This window comes from Streptomyces sp. NPDC030296, assembly GCF_055572815.1.
Genome location: NZ_JBVICQ010000004.1, coordinates 135,318 through 148,698, shown reverse-complemented (window position 1 = coordinate 148,698; position 13,381 = coordinate 135,318). Strand labels below are relative to the sequence as shown.

Here is a 13,381-nt window from a genome sequence, read left to right as displayed (position 1 = left end):
GTCCGACAACGCCGTCCCGCCCGGTCCCCCGCCCCGTTCCCCTACAGGTCCGCCGAGGTCCCGGGGGCGAGGCGGAGGTGTTCGGCGCCGCCCAGGGCGCCGATCTGGCGGTCGTAGATCGGGCGGGCCAGGTCGGTGAGGAGGGCGTCGTGGATGTCGTAGGCGCGTTGCGGCTTGACCTCGCGGACGTAGTCGATGACCTCGGAGATCTTGCTCCAGGGGGCCATCACGGGGAGCATCAGCGTCTCCACGGCGTGGTCGGGGACGGTCAGGGCGTCACCGGGGTGGAAGACCCGGCCGCCGTCGACGAGGTAGCCGACGTTGGTGATGCGGGGGATCTCTGGGTGGATGACGGCGTGCAGCTCGCCGTGCACCTGGATGTCGAAGCCCGCGGCGGTGAACGTGTCGCCGTGGCCGACGGTGTGCACCCGGCCGGGGAACGCGGCGGAGATCTGCTCGGCGACGGAGCGCAGGGTCCAGATCTCGGCGGCCGGGTTGCCCTCCAGGGCCGCGCGCAGCCGTCCCTCGTCGAAGTGGTCGGGGTGCTCGTGCGTGACCAGGACCGCGTCCGCGCCGACCGCCGCGTCCTCCTCGCTGAACCCGCCGGGGTCGATGACGAGCGTGCGTCCGCCCTTCTCCAGACGGACGCAGGCGTGCGACTTCTTCGTGAGCTTCATGGTCATGAGTCCATCCTGCCCCCGCTGGGCGCCCGAGGGCCCGCTCGCCGGTTTCCCGCACCAGCTCCCGGCCTGTGCGGGCCGGCTGCCGGGGTCATTCCTCGGGGGTGGTCTCCTCCCGGATGATCTGCTGGGCGACCTTGAAGGCGCTGTTCGCGGCCGGGACGCCGCAGTAGACGGCGGCCTGCAGGAGGACTTCCTTGATCTCGTTCGGGGTGAGCCCGTTGCGCAGGGCGGCCCGGGTGTGGAAGGCGAGTTCGTCGAGGTGTCCGCCGGCGACGAGGGCGGTGAGCGTGACGCAGCTGCGGGAGCGGCGGTCGAGGCCCGGCCGGTCCCAGATCTCGCCCCAGGCGTAGCGGGTGATGAACTCCTGGAAGTCCCCGGAGAACTCGTCCGCCGTGGCCAGCGCCCGGTCGACGTGCGCGTCGCCGAGCACCTCGCGGCGGACCTTGAGCCCGGCGTCGTACGGGTCCGGTCTGCCCGTCGCCTCCGGTTGGACGGCGGCCGGGGCGATCTCGGCGACGGGACCGCTCTGCTGCGGCACGGCGACCGCGAGGGCCGGCTTGGCGGGCGCCGCCGGGATGGCGATCTGACCGGTGGTCGAGTCGTAGACCGGCTGCCAGGCCGTCGAGAAGTGCCGGACGAGGAGGTCGGTGACCGCGGCGGGCTGCTCGACGGGCACCAGGTGCGAGGCGCTGGGGACGACGGCGAGCCGGGCGTCCGGGATGCCCGCGACGAGCGTACGGGCCTCGGCGGGCCCGGTGACCTGGTCGTCGGAGCCGACGAGGACCAGGGTGGGAACCCCGATACGGCCCAGCTCGGCGCGGACGTCGAACGAGGCGAGGGCCTCGCAGGCGGCGATGTAGCAGCCGGGGTCGGTGGTGCGGACCATCTGCACGGCCCACTCGGTGATCGCGGGCTGCGCCGCCGCGAACCCGGCGGTGAACCAGCGGTCCGGGGCCGTACGCGCGATCGGGTCGAGACCGTTCGTCCGTACGATCACGCCGCGCTGGCGGAACTCGTCGGCCGTGCCGAAGCGCGGCGAGGCGGCGATCAGCGCGAGCGAGGCGATGCGGTCGGGATGGCGCAGCGCGAGCTCCGCGCCGATGGCGCCGCCGAGCGCGCAGCCCGCGTAGCCGAAGCGCTGCACACCGACCGCGTCCAGTGTGGCCAGCAGCCGGGCGGCCAGCTCGGAGACCGAGCCGCCGGGGTACGCGGGCGCACCGCCGTGGCCCGGCAGGTCGAACCGGAAGACCCGCCACTGCCTGGTCAGTTCGGGGATCTGCCTGTCCCACATGTGCCATGTCGTACCGAGCGAGGGCCCGAGGATGAGGACCGGGGCGTCGTCCGGCCCGTCGAAGCGGTACTGGAGGGCAGGGGTCGTCGTCTCACTCACCGCTCCACGCTAACGTCCCGCCCTCGGTGCTCCGTCCCGGGGACCGGAATCCGCCCGTGCGGCTCCCGAACATCGACGGGCAACTTCCACACGGTCTTCACCGAAGCGCAGGTCACGCCCCGGGCGCGGGAACGGAGCACGACGACGGACCATCCGTCGAACAAAGTTCCCAGCGTGTCGTGCGCTGCGGGCGCCCCCGGCGCGCCGTCGGGGTTGGGGGTCTCCGCGTCCGTGAGGGTCAGTGGTCGTCGGTCGAGCCCAGGCCCGTCAGGGCTCCCACCGGGTCGAGGTCGGGTGTGCCTCTCGGCCACCAGTCGTCGTGGCCCGGTTCGGACTCGTAGGCGTACCACAGGCCGTCCCTGCCCAGGCGCAGTTGGACGTGGCCGAGGGGGTGGGTGAGGTGGTTGTGCCAGGGACGGAACGCCGGCAGGTCGGCGGCGAGGAGCAGCGGGCGGGCACGGTCGAAGCGGCCCGCCGGCGGGTCCCACGGCTCCTCCAGGACGGCGAGCCCTTCGAGGCCGCCCTGACGCCAGGCGGCGACCGCGCGGGCCAGGTCGGCCGGGGTGCGGCCGGTGGCGGCGGCCAGCGACGAGTACAGGGCGCGGGTGGTGGCGGTCAGACCGGAGCCGGGGCGGGCCGCGGCCAGCCGTACCGCGTCCTGCCAGAGCGTCAGCTCGGCGACCGGGTCCCGTCCGGTGGTGAGCAGCGCGTGCGCCCGGGCCGCCGCGTCGGTGGCCAACTGGTCCAGCGCGAACGGGTCCGGGCCGCCCGGCGCCCCCGGATACACCGGGGGCTGCTCCGGGTGCGGGGGCGGGGGCAGCGGTGCGGGCAGCGGCGGAAGCGTGCGCGGGACGAGGGCCTCGCTCGCCCGGACACCGGGGAGTGCCGCGGGCCGCTGCTCCTGCGCGGCACGCGCCGCCCGCGCGGCGTTGCGCCGCGACAACGCGTCGAGCAACTCCCGCTCGCCCCGGCCGCGCAGCAGCAGCAGGACGAACGGGTCCTCGTCCAGCAGCCGTGCCGTCTGGTAGCAGAGCGCCGCCGCGTGCTTGCAGGGGTGCCCTCGGTCCGGGCAGCTGCAGTGGGACTCCAGCTCACCCGGTCCGGGCAGCAATCGCGTACCGCGAGGGCTCCGGCCGCCGGACGCAGGCGCGGCACCAACACCGGCACCGGCGAGGGACTGCGGGAGTTCCTTGTCGAGCAGGGCGGCGATGTCTGCGGGGCGTTCGGCCGCCGTGTCCAGGAAACGGTCCCACTCGTCGTCGTCCAGTGTCCGCAGCCGGACCTGCACCCGGTAGGGCCGGGGCCGGCTGCCGTGGACGTACGCCAGCACCAGCCCCGGCGTGACCGTGATCGCGTCCACGTAACCCTTGTCGGCGTACGCCCGCCCCCGCACGAGCCGGGCCGCGTCCAGGGCGCCCTCCTCCAACGCGGTCACCCACGCGTTCCCCCACCAGCTCTCCGCGAACGCCTCTCCGCCCGAGGTCCGGGGCGGAAAGGCCCGGAAGGTACGCCGGAGTTCGCCGTCACGGGAGGGGGCGGCCATGGTGCGGGGGACACGGGGCGTGGCGCCGCCGCCTGCGGACCGGGCATCTGCGGGGTGGTCGACGGCACGGCCGACAGCCCGGTCGCCGAGGGGAGCTTCGGCTTCGCCTCGGGCTAGCGGTTCGGCTCGGTTACGGGCTTCGGCTCTCGCCGTATCACGGGAGTCGCCCTGCGGAGGCTCGGCGGCGGTGAGGCCGTGCGTCGGCGCAAGGTCCTCCGAGGGCAGCTCGAACGCACCGGCGAGCAAGGCGCGTAGGTCCCGGACCGGGCGGGGCCCCTCACTCCGGTCAGCGCCCTCACCCCGGTCAGCGCTGTGTCCCCTCCCTTCCTGCCCCCCGCTGCGGCGGCTCGGGGCCTGATCCGCCGGACGGCGCGAGGGCACAGCCCGGCGCCCGGCATCGGCTGCTGCCGGTGCCGCCGATGCCTCAGGTGCGGCTCCCCCGGCACCGGCATCAGCACCGATCCTGGCCTTGGCCCCGGCATCAGCATCGGTCCTGCCCTTGGCATCAGCCTTGGCCTTGGATTCCGCCTCGGCCTCCGCGCGGGCCCGCTCCGCCGCGCTCCGAGCGGCGCGCAGCGCGGCACGGGCGATGTCACCGGGCCGGGCACCGCCCGGTGCGGCGGTCCCACCGGCACGCGGGGCCTCGGGGGTGCGTGACGCACGCTCCCCTGACGGCTCCTCCGGCGGGGCTGCCGCCCTGGCGCCCGCGGCCCGCCACAGCGCCGCCCGGGCCACATCACCCGGCCGGGCACCCCGCGTCCCTTGGGTCTCACTCCGGGCCGACGCGGCGGCCGTACCCCCGCCCTCCGACTCGTCACCAAGGCTTTGCGGCACCGCACTGCCACGCCCGGACGTCATCTCCACGCCCCGCCCCGACGTCTCACCGGCCCCACGGGCTCCGCCGGACGCAGCACCCTCCGAGTCCGAGGCACCAGCACCAGCACCAGCACCAGCACCAGCACGGTCGGACCTTCCAGCAGCCCCACCAGACATGCTCTCGGCGCCGCCCGAGTCGCTCGTCCCCTCCGCGCCCTGCGCCCCCTCGGTACCGCCGGTCGCCGAACCCCAGTCGGTCGGCGTCGGTGGCGTCGCGGTCTCCTCCTGGTCCGCGCCGCGCAGGGCCCGTTCGCGGGCCGCGCGCAGTGCCTGGCGGGCCGCGTCCGCGGGGCGGGGCGCGGGGTGGTCGGGGGCGCTCATGTCGACCTCCGCAGCGAGACGAGGTCGGTCAGTTCGCGGTCGGTCAGTTCCGTGAGGGCCGCCTCGCCGGAGCCGAGGATGGCGTCGGAGAGGGCCCGCTTCGCTTCGAGCATCTCGGCGATGCGGTCCTCGATGGTGCCCTCGGTGATGAGGCGGTGGACCTGGACGGGCTGGGTCTGGCCGATGCGGTAGGCCCGGTCGGTGGCCTGTTCCTCGACCGCGGGGTTCCACCAGCGGTCGAAGTGGATGACATGGCCGGCCCGGGTGAGGTTCAGGCCGGTGCCGGCCGCCTTGAGGGACAGGACGAGGACAGGGGTCGCCCCGCTCTGGAAGCGGTCCACCATGTCCTCGCGGTCCTTGACGGGGGTGCCGCCGTGGAGCAGTTCGACGGGGATCGCGCGGGCGGCGAGGTGCGCGGTGATCAGGCGGGCCATGCCCACGTACTGGGTGAAGACCAGGGCCGAGCCGTCCTCGGAGAGCAGGGTGTCGACCAGTTCGTCGAGGAGGGCGAGTTTGCCGGAGCGGGCGGACAGGCGGTCGCCGTGGCCGGCCGCGTCCTCCTTCAGGTACAGCGCCGGGTGGTCGCAGATCTGTTTGAGGGCGCCCAGCAGTTTCAGGACCAGACCCCGGCGGGCGATGCCCTTCGCCGTCTCGATGGCCAGCAGCGACTCGCGGACGACGGCCTCGTAGAGCGCGGCCTGTTCCCGGGTGAGGGGGACGGGGTGGTCGGTCTCGGTCTTGGGCGGGAGTTCGGGGACGATACCGGGGTCGGACTTCTTGCGGCGGAGCAGGAAGGGGCGGACCAGCCGGGCGAGTCGGGTCACGGCCTCCTCGTCCTCGCCGTTCTCCACGGCGCGGGCGTGGCGGGCGCGGAAGGACTTGAGGGGGCCGAGGAGGCCGGGGGTGGTCCAGTCGAGCAGGGCCCACAGCTCGGAGAGGTTGTTCTCCACGGGGGTGCCGGTGAGGGCGACCCGGGCGGGCGTCGGGATGGTGCGCAGGGCCTTCGCCGTCGCCGAGTAGGGGTTCTTGACGTGCTGGGCCTCGTCGGCGACGACCATCCCCCATCGCTGCTCGGCGAGTCGGGGTGCCGTCGAGCGCATCGTGCCGTAGGTGGTGAGGACGAAACCGGGGCCGAGGTCGTCCAGGGAGCGGTCGGGGCCGTGGAAGCGGCGGACGGGCACACCGGGGGCGAATCGGGTGATCTCCCGCTGCCAGTTGCCCAGCAGGGAGGCGGGGCAGACGACGAGGGTGGGCTCGGGGCGGGCCCGGCGCAGATGCAGGGCGATGACGGTGATGGTCTTGCCGAGGCCCATGTCGTCGGCGAGGCAGCCGCCGAGGCCGAGGGAGGTCATGAGGTCCAGCCAGGCCAGGCCCCGGAGCTGGTAGTCACGGAGGGTGGCCGCGAGGCCCGGGGGCGGGTCGACCGGGCCGACGCCGGCCGTCAGCCGGTCGCGGAGCGCGGCCAGCGCGCCCACCGGGACCGCCTCCACGGTCTCGCCGTCCACGTCGGCCGTGCCGGTCAGGGCGGCGGACAGGGCGTCCACCGGGTCGAGCAGGCCCAGTTCGCGTCGGCGGGCCTTGCGGACGAGAGCCGGGTCGACGAGGACCCACTGGTCGCGCAGCCGGACGACCGGGCGGTGGGCCTCGGCCAGGGCGTCCATCTCGGCGTCGGTGAGCGGGTCGCCGCCGAGCGCCAACTGCCAGCGGAAGCTGAGCAGTTCCTCGCTCTCGAAGAAGCCGGTGCCGTCCGTGGCCGAGCCGGGCGCCGGGCGCACCTCGGCCCGGGCGCTCAGGTCCTGGGCGAGGTCGCGGGGCCAGTGCACGGCGACCCCGGCCGCCGCCAGCCGGGTCGCGGCCACGCCGAGGAGGTCGGACAGCTCGTCCTCGGAGAGCGCGAGGACGTCAGGGACGTCCTGGTCGGCGAGCCGGTCCAGGGGCGGCCAGACGCGGGCCGCGCGGCGCACGGCGAGGGCGGCGTCCACCCGGGCGCGGGGCCCGAACGCCTCGTCCGCGTCGCCCGCCCACAGCGCCGCCGCGTCGACGACCAGCGTGGGGTCGGCGAGGCTGTGCACCTGGACGACGGCCGCGCCGGCCCGGCGGCCCCCTTCGCTGTCGTCGAACAGGTCGTACGCCGACAGGTCGAGGCGCAGGGAGATCCGTACACCCGCGTCCATGCCGGCGGCGACCTCGGCGGCCCAGTCGCGGGCGCCGGGAAGCCGCTGGCCGGTGCTCGCCGCGAAGGGCTTGCCGGAGACGTACGGCGCGGCCGGGCCGCGGGGCAGGGTGTCGGCGACGGCGTCCAGGAAGGAGCGCATCAGCGCTTCCGGTTCGGGCAGCCGGAGGGGGCCCTTGCCGGGCAGCGGAACGGCGTGGCCCTCGTACGGCAGGGCCGCGGCGACGGCCCTGAGGTGGGCGATGTCGTCCGGGTCGAGCGGTCCGGCGCGCCAGGCGTCGAACCCGTCGGCGGTGAGCCCCGGCAGCAGGCGTCCCCGGGCGACGAGCCGCAGCGCGTGCAGGGCGGCGGCGCCCCAGCAGGCCGTGGCGGGGTGGGCGGCGGGGTCGCGGCGGGCCCGGGCGAGCAGGGGCAGGGCGGCGGCGACGGGCAGGGACAGGGCGGGGACGGTCCCTCTGCGGACGCCGGTGGCGCCGTGCCGTCGGACGACGGTGAGGTCCTCGGGGGTGCCGGGCGGTGGTTTGTCGCTGTCCGGGTCCCAGAACGCGACCCGGCCGTGGCGGGGCAGGGGCGCCGGCAGGAAGACGGCGGCCAGCCGCACCGGGACGCTCAGGGGATCGGTGACGACCGGTGTCACGGGCACGGCCGTGACGGCCCCGTGAACGGCCGGGTCGGCCTCGGCAGCAGCCATGTCCCGCATGCGTACGGTCACCTCCCCGCCCATGGTCGGATGAGCCGTCTCCGGCTCCGATCAGCTGTCTCCGACTCTACGGGCGGGGTCTGACAATCGGTCCCGCCGACCGTGCGGGAGCCCGCGCGGGCCCGGATACGCACAGGTCAGGGCACGGTTCGGGACACCAGGTACACCATCGGATGGTCCGGGTTGGACCGGTTCACGACGATGTCGTGGGTGGGCGCGGGACTCTTCCGCTTGTTGACGAGGCCGTACCAGGGGCCGGGGCCGCTGAAGTCCCAGCCGACGATCCGCCGGTCGCGGGCGTGGACGGCCAGCTCGCCCTTCTTCAGTGCCGCCGTGCTGGTGCCGATCTGGTCGAGGAAGCGTTCGAGGCCCTCGTTGCTCGTGTAGAACTGCACGTACAGACGGCTGGTCCGCCAGTTGTTGGTCTCGTAGTACGCGAGGTGCTTCGAGTACGGCGGGATCGGGACGTCGTAGAGGCGCTGCTGGAGCCGGGAGGGCCAGTGCGCGGTGAGGCCGGTCGCCGAGTACTTCTCCTCCTTGTCCTTGCCGCTGTCCCGGCTCTGGTTCGCGGAGATCACCAGATATCCGGCGGGGACGCCGATGAGCAGCACGATGATCGCCAGGGTGAGCGCGCGCCGGCGGATCTTGTGGCGGCGGTCCTCGGCGGGCTGCTCGGGTTCCTCGGGTGAGGTGCCCTGGCGGGGCACGGAGGCGGTCATGCGGAGTCCTGGGTGGTGCGGCGGGCCTCCACGTACCGCGCGTACCGCTCGTAGCGCTCGACCCGGCGGCGGTTGGCGCGGCGGAAGCGGCGGGCGACGAGGCGGGCGAGGTCGGCGGCGCCCACCATCCCGGCCTCGGGGCCGAGCTGGGCGCGGGCGATACGGGCCTCGGGGCGGTAGCCGCGGCCGGTGAGATGGCGGCGGAAGGCGTCGCGGGCGGGGCCGATGAGGAGGTCGTCGGCGGCCGAGACACCGCCGCCGATCACGAAGCAGGACGGGTCGAGGGCGGCAGCCAGGTTGGCGATGCCGACGCCGAGCCACTGGCCGATGTCCTGGAGCAGCTCGATGCACATCGCGTCGCCCTCACGGGCCAGCTCGGTGATCATCGGCCCGGTGATGTCGCCGATGTTGCCCTTGACGTGCTCGATGATCCCGTACGCGACCGGGGAGTCCGCCGCGGCCAGCTCGCGGGCCTCTCTGACCAGCGCGTTCCCGGAGCTGTACTGCTCCCAGCAGCCGCGGTTGCCGCACGGGCAGCGGTGTCCGCCGGGCACGACCTGCATATGGCCGAACTCCCCGGCGACCCCGAACTTTCCGCGCTTGACCTGACCGTCCTCCAGGATCGCGCCGCCGATGCCGGTACCGAGCGTGATCATGACCAGGTGGTCCTCGTCACGGCCGGCGCCGAAGCGCCACTCGGCCCAGGCGGCGGCGTTGGCGTCGTTGTCGACCAGCACGGGCACGGCGAGGCGGCCGGCGAGCCGGTCGCGCAGTGGTTCGTTGCGCCAGGACAGGTGCGGGGCGAACAGCACGCGGTTGCGGTCCGCGTCGACCCAGCCGGCGGCACCGATGCCGACGGCGTGCACGTCGTGCCGGTCGGAGAGGTCCAGCACCAGCTCCACGATCGTGTCCTCGACGACCTGGGGGCTCTTGGACTTGTCCGGGGTCTCCGTGCGGAGCTTCTCCAGGATGTTGCCGTCGGCGTCCACGACGCCCGCCATGACCTTCGTCCCGCCGATGTCGATGCCGACGGTGGGGACGCGGGGCGCCGTCAGGTGCGAGCGGCGCTCGCGCGTGCCGACGGTACGCAGGACGGTGGCCCGCGCGGAGCCGCGGTGGGTGAAGTCGCGGTAAGTGCTCATCGGGCCGATTCTGCCTTAGCGCTCCGCTTGGTGCGGCGTGGGGGCGGGGGGTGCCATGGGTTGTTTTTCGGGTGCGGGGTCCGGTGGGGGCCGGTCGCGCAGTTCCCCGCGCCCCCATTCGGCGGCCGCGCCGCCATCGAGGGGACGGGAAGTCGCCTATGCCCTCACCAGGAGTTGGAAGTCGAACGAGTAGCGGGAGGCTCGGTAGATGTGGGTGCCGTATTCGACCGCTCTGCCCGTGTCGTCGAAGGTGGTGCGTTGCATGGTCAGGAGCGGGGCGCCGTCGGGTTCGGTCAGGCGTTCGGCTTCCTCCGGTGTGGCCGTTCTCGCACCGATCGTCTGGCGGGCGCTGTGCAGGGTGATGCCCGCGGAGCGCATCAGGCGGTACAGGCCCGTCGACTCCAGTTGGGGCGAGTCGAGGTCCAGCAGGCCGGTCGGGAGGTAGTTGCACAGGGCGGCCATGGGCTCGCCGTGGGCCAGACGGAGTCGCTCGATCCGGTGGACCTCTCCGCCCTCCGCGACGGCGAGGGCGGCGGCGACCTCGGCGGAGGCGGGGACCGTGGTGTTGAGCAGGACCCGGGTCTCGGGGCGCTGGCCGGCGGCCTCCAGGTCGTCGTAGAGGCTGCTGAGCTCCAGGGGGCGCTTGACCTGGCTGTGGACGACCTGCGTGCCCACGCCGCGGCGGCGGACGAGGAGGCCCTTGTCGACGAGGGACTGGATGGCCTGGCGGACGGTGGGGCGGGACAGGCCGAGGCGGGCGGCCAGCTCGATCTCGTTGCCCAGCAGGCTGCCCGGGGTCAGCGCGCCGTGCTCGATCGCGGCCTCCAGTTGCTGCGACAGCTGGAAGTAGAGCGGGACCGGGCTGCTGCGGTCGACGCTGAGCTGGAGCGACACGGTCGGATCCACTTCTGGTTTCGGCACGGGCCGAGCGTAGCCCCGGTGCCGGATGACGGGAAGCCGCGTCGTTCGGTTGTCCGGACAAAGCATTGACACGGCGGCGGGTACGCCCGCACTTTGTTTCTCATGCGCATCGGACTTATCGGAGCGGGTCGAATCGGGACGATTCACGCGACCGCGCTCAGCCGTCACCGCGACGTCGGCTCCCTGATCATCACGGACGTCGACACGGCGCGGGCCCATGACCTCGCGGACCGCCTGGGCGAGACGGTCGCACCGGGAGTGGACGAGATCTTCACCTGGGGTGTGGACGCCGTGGTCATCACGGCCGCCACATCGGCCCACGGCGAACTGATCGGTCGGGCAGCACGCTCGGGACTCCCGGTGTTCTGCGAGAAACCCATCGCCGTGGACATGCAGGGCACCTTAAACGCGCTCGCCGAGGTCGACGCCGCCGGAACCGTGCTGCAGATGGGCTTCCAGCGTCGCTTCGACTCCGGCTATGTCAGCGCCCGTGAGGCCGTGCGCTCGGGCCGGCTGGGGCGGCTGCACACCGTGCGGGCGCTGAGCGCCGACCAGGCGCCGCCACCCGCCGGGTACCTGACGGTCTCCGGGGGGATCTTCCGGGACTGCATGATCCACGATCTGGACGCCGTGCGCTGGGTGACGGGGCGCGAGGTCGTCACCGTGTACGCCACGGGGTCGGACACCGGGAACCCGATGTTCCGGGAGGCGCACGACGTGGACACGGCGGCCGCCGTGCTGACGCTGGAGGACGGCACCCTCGTCACGGCGACGGCGGCGCGGGTGAACGGGGCGGGCTACGACGTCCGCATGGAGCTGGCCGGTGAGCTGGACACCGTGGTGGTCGGGCTGGACGACCGTACGCCGGTCGCGTCCACCGAGCCGGCCGGGCCGCCGCCCGCCGACAAGCCGTGGACCGGTTTCCTGGAGCGTTTCGCCGCCGCGTACGAGGCCGAGGTCGCCGCGTTCGTCGAAGTGGTGCGCGGTGAGCGGGCCAACCCCTGCGACGGCCGTGAGGCGCTGCAGGCGTTGCGCGTCGCCGAGGCCTGCGAGCTGTCCCGCCGGGAGCACCGGCCGGTGAACCTCGGAGAGATCCCGGGCGGCCGCGACTGAGCCGCCCGGCGGCCGTACCGCCGGTGTGTCCGTGCGCGCGGGTCACACGAGCAGCCGTACCGCCGGGGTCTCCGTGTCGGTGGCCAGGATCTGGTCGCAGTCGCCGCAGCGGAGGTCCCACGGGCGGCTCACGTTGGTCTGGATGCTGGGCTTGCCGGACTCCCTGGTCTCGTGGCAGTAGTACCCGAGGTGCAGTCGCACCCAGGGGTGGCTGGTCGGGGCCGCGGAGCGGCGGCCGTCACGGCCGTCCTCGAAGGGCGCCCACCAGAAGTCGACCAGGATCCGCACCGCGAGCCGTTCGTCGCCGGAGGTGCTGTCGAACGCGGCGATGCGGGCCGGCGCGTGATGGCGGCCGAGGCCGCTGCGGGTACCGGAGCACAGGGCCTTCTCCGCGCCCCGCTCGAAGAACGTGGTGCGGCCGAGGCGCTCGCAGACGAAGCAGTCCAGGCTGAACTCCAGGGTGGGCCCCCAGTACAGCTGATGGCTCTCCTTGCCGCCCGGCGGCCGGGTGAGGGCCGCCGTGATCTCCGCGGTGCGCAGCATGGTCGGGTTCTCCTGCGGGGGCTCGGGGGCGGCATGCGCGGGCGAGGAGAGCGTACTCACCAGCGGACCGGCAGGCTCCGTACGCCGCGTATCAGCATGCCCGGCAGCCAGGGGCCCGGCGTTCCGTCGAGGGCGAGGTCGGGGCAGCGGTCGAGGAGCGTGCGGAGGGCGACGCGGGCCTCCAGCCGGGCCAGAGGCGCGCCCAGGCAGTAGTGGATGCCGTGCCCGAAGGCGAGGTGGCCCCGGGTGTCGCGGTGGATGTCGAAGCGGTCGGCGACGGGGCAGCGGCTGTCGTCGCGGTCGGCGGCGGCCAGGCCGACCAGCACGGAATCGCCCGCCTCGATGGGTGTGCCGGCGATGACGAGGGGCTCGGCGGCGAAGCGGAACGTCGCGTTCTCCACGGGGCCCTCGTAGCGCAGGGTCTCCTCCACCACCGCGTCCACCAGGCTCATGTCGGCGCGTACCTCGGCGAGTTGGCCGGGGTGGGCGAGCAGGGTGCGCACGGCGTTGCCGATGAGGTTGACCGTGGTCTCGTGGCCGGCGATGAGCAGGATGAAGGCCATGCCGCGCAGCTCGTCCGGCGACAGCCGGTCGCCGTCCTCGTCGGTCGTGCGGATCAGCGCGCTGAGCAGGTCGTCGGCGGGCGGGGAGCACCGCTTGTCCTCGATCAGCTCGCCCAGGTACGCGGCGAGTCGGACGAAGGCGTCGTACTCGCTCTCCGCGCTGGTGGGGGCCACCGTCTCCGTCGACATCTCGCGGAAGGCTGCGCGGTCCAACTCGGGCACGCCGAGCAGTTCGCAGATGACGGTGAGCGGCAGCGGATAGGCGAAGGACTCCACGAGGTCGGCGCGTCCGAGCGGCAGCACCGCATCGAGCAGGTCGTCGGTGATCTGCTGGATCCGGGGCCGGAGTCGCTCCACACGGCGGGCGGTGAACTCGCGGGTGATGAGCCCCCGCAGCCGTGTGTGCTGCGGCGGGTCGGAGACCAGCAGGTACTTGCCGATCAGCTCCTCGTCGAGGAAGGTGACACCGATCTTCGAGGCGTCCTTCGACAGCCGGGGGTCGGCGAGCGCCGCCCGCGCCTCCTCGTACCCCACGACCAGCCACGCCTCGTGGTGCGCGTCGGGTCCGGGCAGCCGGACCCGGTGCACCGGGCCGAGCGCGCGCAGCTCGGCGTACACGGGATACGGGTCCTCGGTGAACCGGGCCCCGTACTCCCTCAGATCGATCACATGCGTGTTCCCCATGAATCCCCCC

10 protein-coding genes are annotated in these 13,381 nt (G+C 73.9%); 1 reads left to right on the top strand and 9 read right to left on the bottom strand.

From position 1 onward, the window contains the following. Positions 1 to 41: 41 nt before the first annotated feature. From ACZ4Z3_RS12625 to ACZ4Z3_RS12595, 7 genes are all read right to left on the bottom strand, one after another. A complete protein-coding gene (locus tag ACZ4Z3_RS12625) occupies positions 42 to 677 on the bottom strand; it encodes an MBL fold metallo-hydrolase (protein WP_468501422.1) in 636 nt (211 codons plus the stop codon). A gap of 94 nt (positions 678 to 771) precedes the next feature. Further along, the gene (gene pcaDC, locus ACZ4Z3_RS12620) at positions 772 to 2,073 is read right to left on the bottom strand and encodes a bifunctional 3-oxoadipate enol-lactonase/4-carboxymuconolactone decarboxylase PcaDC (RefSeq protein WP_468500956.1); all 1,302 of its coding nucleotides are present in this window, start codon (positions 2,071 to 2,073) and stop codon (positions 772 to 774) included. A gap of 238 nt (positions 2,074 to 2,311) precedes the next feature. Then, positions 2,312 to 4,474: an SWIM zinc finger family protein gene (locus tag ACZ4Z3_RS12615; protein ID WP_468501421.1), complete on the bottom strand. Its 2,163-nt coding sequence runs from the start codon at positions 4,472 to 4,474 to the stop codon at positions 2,312 to 2,314. A gap of 335 nt (positions 4,475 to 4,809) precedes the next feature. After that, complete coding sequence (locus ACZ4Z3_RS12610; protein WP_468500955.1) at positions 4,810 to 7,686, bottom strand: DEAD/DEAH box helicase; 2,877 nt, start codon at positions 7,684 to 7,686, stop codon at positions 4,810 to 4,812. A gap of 137 nt (positions 7,687 to 7,823) precedes the next feature. Continuing rightward, the gene (locus ACZ4Z3_RS12605) at positions 7,824 to 8,405 is read right to left on the bottom strand and encodes a sugar kinase (protein ID WP_468500954.1); all 582 of its coding nucleotides are present in this window, start codon (positions 8,403 to 8,405) and stop codon (positions 7,824 to 7,826) included. Continuing rightward, entirely contained in the window at positions 8,402 to 9,547 is a 1,146-nt protein-coding gene (locus ACZ4Z3_RS12600; protein ID WP_055538063.1) for an ROK family glucokinase, read from the bottom strand. The genes ACZ4Z3_RS12605 and ACZ4Z3_RS12600 overlap by 4 nt, the downstream gene beginning before the upstream one ends. A gap of 156 nt (positions 9,548 to 9,703) precedes the next feature. Further along, positions 9,704 to 10,441 (bottom strand): GntR family transcriptional regulator, encoded by a 738-nt coding sequence (locus ACZ4Z3_RS12595; protein WP_468501420.1) that lies wholly within the window; start codon positions 10,439 to 10,441, stop codon positions 9,704 to 9,706. Positions 10,442 to 10,570: 129 nt separating this feature from the next. Here ACZ4Z3_RS12595 and ACZ4Z3_RS12590 point away from each other — a divergent pair, with 129 nt between their 5' ends. Then, entirely contained in the window at positions 10,571 to 11,581 is a 1,011-nt protein-coding gene (locus tag ACZ4Z3_RS12590) for a Gfo/Idh/MocA family oxidoreductase (RefSeq protein WP_468500953.1), read from the top strand. 42 nt (positions 11,582 to 11,623) lie between these two features. Here ACZ4Z3_RS12590 and ACZ4Z3_RS12585 read toward each other — a convergent pair whose 3' ends face one another. Together ACZ4Z3_RS12585 and ACZ4Z3_RS12580 are read right to left on the bottom strand one after the other, a co-directional pair. Beyond that, positions 11,624 to 12,184 (bottom strand): hypothetical protein, encoded by a 561-nt coding sequence (locus ACZ4Z3_RS12585; protein ID WP_468500952.1) that lies wholly within the window; start codon positions 12,182 to 12,184, stop codon positions 11,624 to 11,626. Next, positions 12,181 to 13,371, bottom strand: a complete 1,191-nt coding sequence (locus tag ACZ4Z3_RS12580) for a cytochrome P450 family protein (protein ID WP_468500951.1) — start codon at positions 13,369 to 13,371, stop codon at positions 12,181 to 12,183. Before ACZ4Z3_RS12580 ends, ACZ4Z3_RS12585 begins: the two co-directional genes overlap by 4 nt. Positions 13,372 to 13,381: the final 10 nt, after the last annotated feature.

What these genes read in the sequence shown, in the direction of transcription:
- ACZ4Z3_RS12610 (WP_468500955.1), bottom strand. Translation starts at nt 7,686, where the DNA reads ATGCGGGACATGGCTGCTGCCGAGGCCGACCCGGCCGTTCACGGGGCC.
- ACZ4Z3_RS12580 (WP_468500951.1), bottom strand. Translation starts at nt 13,371, where the DNA reads ATGGGGAACACGCATGTGATCGATCTGAGGGAGTACGGGGCCCGGTTC.
- ACZ4Z3_RS12605 (WP_468500954.1), bottom strand. Translation starts at nt 8,405, where the DNA reads ATGACCGCCTCCGTGCCCCGCCAGGGCACCTCACCCGAGGAACCCGAG.
- ACZ4Z3_RS12590 (WP_468500953.1), top strand. Translation starts at nt 10,571, where the DNA reads ATGCGCATCGGACTTATCGGAGCGGGTCGAATCGGGACGATTCACGCG.
- ACZ4Z3_RS12615 (WP_468501421.1), bottom strand. Translation starts at nt 4,474, where the DNA reads ATGACGTCCGGGCGTGGCAGTGCGGTGCCGCAAAGCCTTGGTGACGAG.
- ACZ4Z3_RS12625 (WP_468501422.1), bottom strand. Translation starts at nt 677, where the DNA reads ATGAAGCTCACGAAGAAGTCGCACGCCTGCGTCCGTCTGGAGAAGGGC.
- ACZ4Z3_RS12600 (WP_055538063.1), bottom strand. Translation starts at nt 9,547, where the DNA reads ATGAGCACTTACCGCGACTTCACCCACCGCGGCTCCGCGCGGGCCACC.